This is a genomic window from Desulfurella sp. (assembly GCF_023256235.1).
Classification (GTDB): Bacteria; Campylobacterota_A; Desulfurellia; order Desulfurellales; family Desulfurellaceae; genus Desulfurella.
Genome location: NZ_JAGDWY010000063.1, coordinates 38,715 through 46,818 on the forward strand (window position 1 = coordinate 38,715; position 8,104 = coordinate 46,818).

Genomic DNA, 8,104 nt, shown 5'->3' on the forward strand with positions numbered 1-8,104 from the left:
ATAAAATGGTTACAGGAGGCAAAATTGAGGAAACAAAGAACAATTAAAGAAACTGTCAAAGTTTCTGGCATAGGCGTGCACACTGGAAAAAAAGTAGACTGCATAATTGAACCTGCACCAGATGACACAGGCATAGTTTTTCACAGAACAGACAAAAATATTTTTATACCTGTAAATCAAAACAATGTTGTTGATACAACTTTATCCACAACAATAGGTTTAAATGGAGTCTATATTAAAACTGTTGAACATTTGCTTGCAAGTTTGTATGCATTAAATATAGATAACTGCATTATAAAAATAGATAACGAAGAAGTACCAATACTAGATGGTTCTAGTGCGCCATGGGTATATTTATTAAAAAGTGCTTCTTATGTTGAGCAAAAGCATTATAAAAAAGTTTTAATAATTACAAAACCTGTAAAAATTAAAGAAAATGGCAAATTTGTTGCTCTTTTGCCGTGTAGAAAATTTAAAATAAGTTATGCAATTTCATTTGAAGGTACTTTTATTAATAAACAAAAATATGAACTTGAAATTAACGAACAAACCTTTATAAAAGAAATTAGTAAAGCAAGAACTTTTTGTTTTTTAAGAGATATTGAATATATGCAGCAAAATAATCTAGCACTTGGTGGAAGCCTCGATAATGCAGTTGTAGTAGATGATTATGGTGTAGTTAATGAAGATCCTCTTAGATACGAAAATGAATTTGTAAGACATAAAATACTTGATGCAATTGGAGATTTATCTATTTTAAATTATGATTTAAAAGCTCATTATATTGCATATAAGTCTGGTCATAATTTAAATTATAAGCTTGTATCAAGTTTATTAAAAGATAAAAAATCCTATGTAATTATTGGTTCGCCAAAGCAAGAAGCGCAAGTATTAGAAGACCTAGGTTTTTTAAGTCCAGTTGTTGGTTAAATCGAGCGTAAAAAAATATTTAACTTCGCATAATTTACATTATGTCAACTAAAAGGAAAAACAATGAAAGTTCTAGTTACTGGCGGTGCTGGTTATATTTAAAAAATGAAGGTATAGATACACTAACATTTGACAATCTATCAACTGGACATAAATGGGCTTTACTGGGCGAAAAATTATTTGTAGGTGATTTAGCAGACATTGAAGCTATAAATAAAGCAATTGTTTACTTCAAGCCAGATGCAGTCATTCACTTTGCAGCATCAATACAGGTTGGAGAATCTGTTGTAAATCCTCTTTTGTATTATTCAAACAATGTTAAAAATACAATCAACCTGCTAAATGCTATGATAAAAAATAACGTAAATAAAATCGTATTTTCATCAAGCGCAGCAGTTTATGGAACACCAAAAGAAAACAATCCAGTAAAAGAAACATACCAGACTTTGCCTATTAATCCATACGGCCAAACAAAACTAATGATAGAAAAAATATTATCCGATATGGCTTTCGCAAATCAAATTGAGTACATTGCGCTAAGGTATTTCAATGCTGCTGGCGCTGACAAAGATGCACAAATTGGACAGGCATACAAATTTGCTACACACTTGATAACAAGGGCCCTAAAGACTGCCAAAGGTGAATTTGAAAAATTAGAAATATACGGAACAGATTATCCTACACCAGATGGTACCTGTATAAGAGATTATATACACGTTGATGATCTGGCTTTTGCACACTTGCTTTCACTTAAAGCGCTTTTTAACAATATAAAAAATGAAGCTTTCAATGTTGGTTACTCAAATGGCTATTCTGTAAAAGAAGTGATTAATAAAGTCAAAGAAGTAACAAAGATTGATTTTAAGGTTGTTACAGCAAAAAGACGTGAAGGCGATCCAGCCTACCTTGTAGCGTCAAATAATAAAATTAAAGAATTACTTAAATGGCAACCTAAATATAATAATCTGGAATATATTATTCAAACAGCGTGGGAATGGGAAAAAAAACTTAACCATTATGGAGCTTGAACTTTGCGATTTTAAATCTATTCAGATTTATCAACCAAAATATGGATATCGCTTTAGTTTTGAACCATTTATTTTAACTGATATAGATTTACCAAAACATATCAAATTCGCAGCCGATTTTGGTAGTGGTTGTGGAATTATTGTAATTCTACTATCAAAAAAGTTTTATTTAGAAAAAATATTTGCAGTTGAAACAAACGTTGATTATATTAAAATAATACAAAAAAATATGTATATAAATAATGCTAAAAACATTGAGATTATAGAAGGTATCGAAAAATTGCCAGATAATACTTTAGAATTAGTATTAAGCAACCCACCCTATTATACAAAAGCTAGTTTTCGCTTATCAAAAAAATATGAAATGCAAAAATTTGAAACTTTACCGCTCTCACAGATGCTAGAAAAAATAACACCCAAAATTAAAAAAAATGGTCTATTTCGACTTTCTTTTCACCCAACAAGATTATTTGAGTTATTTACTGAACTATCAAATAAAAAATTTGGTATTAAATCAATTCAGCCCATATATGGAACAAAAAATACTCTATCAAAAGTTTGCATAATTGAAGCAAAAAAATTTGCTAAAACCTATATAACGATAAAATCGCCTATTTTTTTAGAAAATTATAAATTGTCTCTATAAGATTGTCTTTAGATAAAAAATACTTGTGTCTTAAGAATTCACTATCACCCTGTTCAATAAATGCATCAGGTAAAGCTATGTGTTTAATTTTTGGATACTTACCATTACTATTTAAATAAGCATGATAAATTAAAGTTTGGCCAAGTGAACCAATGTAGGTATTTTCTTCCATTATAATAATATTATTAAAAGTATTCAAAATATCAGAAAACATTTTTGTATCAAACGGTTTTATAAAACGAGCATTTATAATATGGGGATTTATACCATTACTTTTTAATTCTTCTAGGGCCTGCATAGCGTATTTTATACAGTTGCCATATGCAATTATACAAATATCATTTGCATCAGATGCATTCAAAACCTGCCATTTACCAAACTCTATTGTATCTATAAATTCATCCCCAAAATTAACAGATTCTCCCCTAGGGTACCTTATTGCAAAAGGACCAAAATTACCATTAATAGCAAACTTTAATAGAGCATCAAGCTCAGTTGCATCTTTTGGCGCAGTTATGATCATATTTGGAACTAAATTTAAATAAGATACATCAAAAATACCCTGATGAGTTTCGCCATCATCTCCAACAATACCAGCTCTATCAATAGCAAATACTACATTTAATTTTTGAAGTGCTATATCATGTATGATTTGATCGTATGATCGCTGCAAAAATGTTGAGTAAATTGCAACAATAGGCCTCATGCCTGAGATTGCGAGTCCGCCTGCAAATGTAACTGCATGTTGTTCTGCTATACCTACATCAAAAACCCTATCTGGAAAAATATTTTTAGCTTTTTCAAGACCAGTGCCTATAAGCATAGCCGCACTAATAGCAACAACTTTTGGGTTATCTTGCATTATATTTATTACACTTTCTCCAAACACTGAAGAATAACTTTGAGTTGCATTCTTTTCCAGTGTTTGACCAGTTGAAATATCAAATGGTCCTATGCCATGGAATTTCGAAGGATTTTCTTCTGCATATTTATAACCTTTGCCCTTTTTTGTAAGAATATGAACAAATATAGGGCCTCTTAAATTTTTAACATTTTCAAATATGGTAACTAAGTCTTCAATATTTTCTCCATCAATAGGACCAAAGTATTTAAAGCCAAATTCTTCGAAAAGCAACCCAGGCGAAAAAAATTTAAATGATTCTTCTATTTTTTTTGCTAGTTTTAAAGCAGGTTCATTCAGTACCGGAAAACCTTTTATGGCTTTTTCAATTTCTTTTCTTAGTGTGTTATACGTAGGACCCGTTAGTCTTTTTGTTAAATATGTGGATATAGCACCCAAAGATTTAGATATAGACATTTTATTGTCATTTAAAACGACTATTAGATCTTTATCTAACTCACCTGAATTATTTAATGCTTCAAAAGTAATACCGCTAGTAAGCGCTCCATCACCAATAACAGCTATAACTTTTTCTTTAGTGTTTAGAAGATCTTTGGCAGTAGTCATACCCAAAGCAGCTGATATTGCTGTGCTGGCGTGTCCTACATTAAAAGTATCATACTCACTTTCTGTTATTTTTGGAAATCCACTTATTCCGCCGTAAGTTCTTAAGGTTTTAAATTGATCTCTTCTACCTGTAATAATTTTGTGTGCATATGATTGATGTCCAACATCCCAAACAATTTTATCTTTTGGCGTGTTGAATACATAGTGTAAAGCCAAAGTTAACTCGACAGCCCCCAGAGAAGAAGCTAAATGTCCACCATTTTTTGATACTGTTTCTAAAATTAATTGTCTGATTTCTTTAGCTAAAACACTTAAATCTTTTAGTTTTAGCTTTTTTAAGTCACTTGGCGAATTAATTGTTTCTATCATTTAGTCTTTTCTAAATAAACCTTGGCTTGCTTGGCTTCTGGTGAATTAGGATACGTTTTTATAACTTTTTCCAGAAGAAAACGCCCGTCAATTTTGTCTCCAAGGTTAATAAACGATAATCCTTCTTTTAACATAGCCATACTTGCAAATTTACTTTTAGGATAAGTATTGACTATCTGATCAAAATTAATAATTGCCTTATCATAAATTTTTAAATTATAATAGCTGTCAGCTATATAGTATAAAACCTGGTCATTATATTTAGAATTTTTGTAAGTTTTTTGAAAATTAGTAAAGGCCTTGATAGCTTGATTGTATTCTTTAGCATCAAAAAGTGCTTTAGCTTTTTTAAATTCAGCCTCTTCAGGTGAAACAGATGGCGCTTGAGTAGTACTTGCTTGTGAAGTTTGTGATGGTTGAGCAGAAATTTGCTGTTTTAATGCGTTTACTTCAGCTTGAAGTTTATTTAGTTGCTCTTTAATTTCAGGCGAAACACCGCTATTTGTTTGAATATTTTCGATTTTTCTTGCCAGATCATCAATTCTACCTTTCAATTCCCCATATTTAACTAGCAAATCTTCGATCTTTAGATAAAGATTTGCTTGATTTGATTGAAGCGTTTTAATATCGGCAGAATTTTTTGAAATCTGATCTAATAAAGAACTATATGGATTTTCTTGGGCAAAAGCGCTGCTTACTAAGCTAACCAAAACTATAAGTGCTATCAAGGCCTTTTTCATAGTAGTACCCTTACTTAATTACTTAGATAAAATTACAAACTGATCGTTTCTGTTTTTTGCCCAGGCATATTCATTATGAGCAGGATCAACTGGTTTTAGTTTACCATTGCTTAATGTTTCAATTCTGTCTGGTGAGATACCATGCATTACAAGGTAGTTCTTTGCTGCATCAGCCCTTCTTTGACCTAAAGCTAGGTTGTAAGCTTCTGTTCCACGCTCATCGCAGTTTCCTTCAATCTTAATTTTGATGTTTGGATGTTTTGCCATATAATCTGCTATACCATCCAACACTTTTGGAACATCCTGATTAATGCCCCATTTGTCAATGTGAGTTAAATTAGCCCTGTTGAAGTTAAAATGGATGCGCTGAAAGATTTCCTTAAGCCTTTCTTCTTCACTGACAGATGGTGTAGTAGTTGGGGATACGCTAGGAGTACTAACAGGCTTTTGAACCTCTTGTTTTTGTGGAGCTGGTTTTTCAACAAGAGGTTTCTTAGGTGCAGTAGAACAACCATAAGCCAAAAATGATGCACAGCAAATAGCTGCTAGAGAGATAACGCTTTTTTTCATGGATAACCCTCCAATAAAAATATCTAAAATAGGTATTTTAGTAAATAATCAACAAAATACAATGTTTTATAAATTACTTTTTGTATATTTTTATTTAATAAATTATTTAAAATTTACTCTTTATATTATTATTTTACATTGTAGATTAAGTTGTTTTCTAGAATCTAACGACATTTAGCATAGGTTATAACCTATGCTAAATAAATGAATGCAATCATTTAATATGCAAAAAGCTCATACCTATAAGCACAAGCATGACTACAATATAAATACGCAAAGCCCAAAAAGCCCACTTTATCCAGCCTTTAACTTCAGTTTTATTTACATTTATGGGTTTTTCAATATTTTCTTTTTCCATCTCAAAAAAATCTTTTGTAAATATTGTATTTTTTGTCATTTTAAACCTCCTATTTATGGAACATAACTGTATAGCCATACAGCATGTTTGCAATAATTAAAATGCCTACTATTGTAAAAGCTGCAATATTTTGCCAGGGTTTATTCACATAATCTCCCATTATTTCTTTGTCATTTAAAAGCATAAGTAAAAACAACATGGCAGCAGGCATAAATATGGTAGCTATAACCTGAACAGCCAGGTTAAGTAACCCAAGTGGCATATGTGGTATTAACACTACTGTGGCAGCAAGAGCGCTGCTTAATATACCAGATAGATAAAAAGGCAATGCTTTTGAAAATCTTGAATTAATACTGCGCTCTAAATCAAGCGCTTCACCGGTTGCCCAGGAAGTGCTGGCAGTTATTGCGATAGCCGCAATTAAACCTGCTTCTGCTAAACCCAAAGCAAATAGATCTGTACCTATTTGTCCTATCCTTGATTTAGATAAAACAAACATTATATGGTTAATATCAAAACCAGAAGCTCCAGGTAACCCAAATACCAGACTTCCGGTTAAAATAACTATGGAAATTGCAACAATACCCATTATTACACTGCCGATAAATGTATCCAACTGACCCTGAGGTATGTCTATTTTTGCAAGTCCTTTATCTACAACGCTTGATTGTTGGAAAAATAACATCCATGGTGCAATTGTAGTACCCAAATTGGCAAGTATTATATAAATAAACGTGCTGAAACTAGAACCATGCGGTATATGCCATGTTGCAAATGAGCTGATTACTTTTGACCAGTCTGGGTGAGCCAAAATAACAAGGGGAACAAAAAAAAGGTTGCCAGCAGCAATCCACAAAGCTATCCTTTCCCATGTATAGTACTTTAAAAAAATTAATACACTTGATACAACAACAAATCCTCCAATAACGCTAAGCCACGCTGGAACCCCAAATACTTTTAGACCTGTAGCCATACCTATGAATTCTGTAATAAGCGTTAGAATATTTGCTACAACCAGGTCAAACAATGAAAACGCACCCCAGAATTTACCATATCTTTTCCATATCATTTCTGCATGACCACGCTTTGTTACAGCTCCAAGCCTAACTGTCATTTCTTGGACTATGTAAGCAACAGGTATCATAAGTATAAGAAATGGTATAAAAAACCCTATACCGTATTGTGCTCCTGTTTGGGCGTATGTTATAACACCACCTGCATCATTGTCTGCAATCATTACAAGTATGCCAGGACCCACTAACGTTAAAAATAATAGAAATTTTCTAAACAAAGAAGAATTATTGCGAAGCTGGTAGACTTTCCACCTATCAAGCAACCTTATGTATTTATCTTCTGGTATGTCTAACATATTTGCGTTTAAAGAAACTTCTTTTATTTGGTTTGTTTTGAACATAAAGCACCTTCCTTGATTATTTATTGTTATGCTACTAATAAAAGTAAAGTCAAACCTAATATAAACAATAAAATAGCTATAATAGATTTTCTTTCACTTTCTAAAGCTGCATTGTTGGAAATGTTGTAATTATAATATCTAAAGAAAGGTACTCCGAAAGCTTAAAGAACAATCATTTTGTTTTTCAAATATAAGCTTGTTTCTAAAAAATAATTTGAAGATATCAAGTAGTCTTAACATAAACCCACCTCCTTATATTTTGGCAGATGGGCTTATGCTAAAACTACCCATCTGCCATATTACTTAGTACTACTACGCGGACCGCAACTGTCCATTCTCTTCTCACCTCAATAAAATTTTTCCACACTTTAATATAAGATTTATTAAAATTTGTCAAGAAAAAATATTATAGCAGAGCGCTTATGGAGATATACTGTTCCTTAGAATCAATACAGAATTTTTTATTGGTGTTGAGCCCCTGCCTCGTTATGAGTGACGGGAATGTAGGATATATATCTATTTTTGAAAAAAATAAGTATTTTTACCTTCCAACCCTTTTATATAGAGTTTAGACTTTTTTT

The 8,104-nt window shown here is 31.8% G+C and carries 8 protein-coding genes; 3 read left to right on the plus strand and 5 right to left on the minus strand.

Translation table 11 applies throughout. The features are described 5' to 3' along the window. The 3 genes from lpxC to Q0C22_RS06615 form a co-directional block, all read left to right on the plus strand. Positions 1 to 930, plus strand: a 930-nt coding sequence (gene lpxC / locus Q0C22_RS06605; protein ID WP_291493000.1) for a UDP-3-O-acyl-N-acetylglucosamine deacetylase, incomplete at its 5' end; no start/stop codon positions are given. 41 nt (positions 931 to 971) lie between these two features. Next, entirely contained in the window at positions 972 to 1,958 is a 987-nt protein-coding gene (gene galE / locus Q0C22_RS06610; RefSeq protein WP_291493002.1) for a UDP-glucose 4-epimerase GalE, read from the plus strand. Further along, the gene (locus tag Q0C22_RS06615; RefSeq protein ID WP_291493004.1) at positions 1,948 to 2,604 is read left to right on the plus strand and encodes a methyltransferase; all 657 of its coding nucleotides are present in this window, start codon (positions 1,948 to 1,950) and stop codon (positions 2,602 to 2,604) included. The genes galE and Q0C22_RS06615 overlap by 11 nt, the downstream gene beginning before the upstream one ends. Here Q0C22_RS06615 and dxs read toward each other — a convergent pair. The 5 genes from dxs to Q0C22_RS06640 form a co-directional block, all read right to left on the minus strand. After that, positions 2,570 to 4,441 (minus strand): 1-deoxy-D-xylulose-5-phosphate synthase, encoded by a 1,872-nt coding sequence (gene dxs, locus Q0C22_RS06620; protein ID WP_291493006.1) that lies wholly within the window; start codon positions 4,439 to 4,441, stop codon positions 2,570 to 2,572. The genes Q0C22_RS06615 and dxs overlap by 35 nt on opposite strands. Beyond that, on the minus strand, positions 4,438 to 5,151 hold the full coding sequence (gene ybgF, locus Q0C22_RS06625) for a tol-pal system protein YbgF (RefSeq protein WP_291493007.1): 714 nt from the start codon (positions 5,149 to 5,151) through the stop codon (positions 4,438 to 4,440). Before ybgF ends, dxs begins: the two co-directional genes overlap by 4 nt. A gap of 48 nt (positions 5,152 to 5,199) precedes the next feature. Continuing rightward, the gene (locus tag Q0C22_RS06630) at positions 5,200 to 5,751 is read right to left on the minus strand and encodes an OmpA family protein (protein ID WP_291493009.1); all 552 of its coding nucleotides are present in this window, start codon (positions 5,749 to 5,751) and stop codon (positions 5,200 to 5,202) included. Positions 5,752 to 5,965: 214 nt separating this feature from the next. Beyond that, positions 5,966 to 6,148: a hypothetical protein gene (locus Q0C22_RS06635; RefSeq protein WP_291493011.1), complete on the minus strand. Its 183-nt coding sequence runs from the start codon at positions 6,146 to 6,148 to the stop codon at positions 5,966 to 5,968. Between the two features lie 10 nt (positions 6,149 to 6,158). Continuing rightward, positions 6,159 to 7,523 carry an NRAMP family divalent metal transporter gene (locus tag Q0C22_RS06640; protein ID WP_291493013.1) on the minus strand — a complete coding sequence of 455 codons (1,365 nt, stop codon included), beginning with the start codon at positions 7,521 to 7,523 and terminating at the stop codon, positions 6,159 to 6,161. Positions 7,524 to 8,104: the final 581 nt, after the last annotated feature.